We start from the raw sequence: 369 nt of genomic DNA, 5'->3' as shown, positions 1-369 counted from the left end.
CCACAGCTGCCGGCGCGGTCGTGACGATCCCGGGCGCGAAGTACATTTCGCCGCGCGTGGGCGGCGTGGGCGTCGCAACTCGCGAGACGCGGCGCCAAGAACAGACCTACATGGTCACGATCTGGGCCAACTGCTTTGACCAGCGTGACCCGATTGCCGCGGCGATCGATTCGGCGCTGTCTGGCCAGATTCACCTGACGCTGGCCGATCAAAGCGTCGCCACGCTGCGCTACAAGAGCAGCCGGCAGGACGACAGCCTGCAGAAAGAGGGCATCTACCGGCGCGACCTGATGTACGCGGTGGAATTCTCGACGTTCCAGTCGGCCACGCTGACCCAGATCACGGCGACCATCGAAAACGTCAGCGCCG

The 369-nt window shown here is 65.0% G+C and carries 1 protein-coding gene; it reads left to right on the top strand.

Annotation, left to right across the window (positions count from 1 at the left end; genetic code table 11):
- Nucleotides 1–369, top strand: a 369-nt coding sequence (locus RZA33_RS19400) for a hypothetical protein (RefSeq protein WP_317509544.1), incomplete at both ends; no start/stop codon positions are given.

This window comes from Halovibrio sp. HP20-59 (assembly GCF_033052795.2).
Lineage (GTDB): Bacteria > Pseudomonadota > Gammaproteobacteria > Pseudomonadales > Halomonadaceae > Vreelandella.
This window is presented reverse-complemented; position numbering and strand designations above follow the sequence as displayed.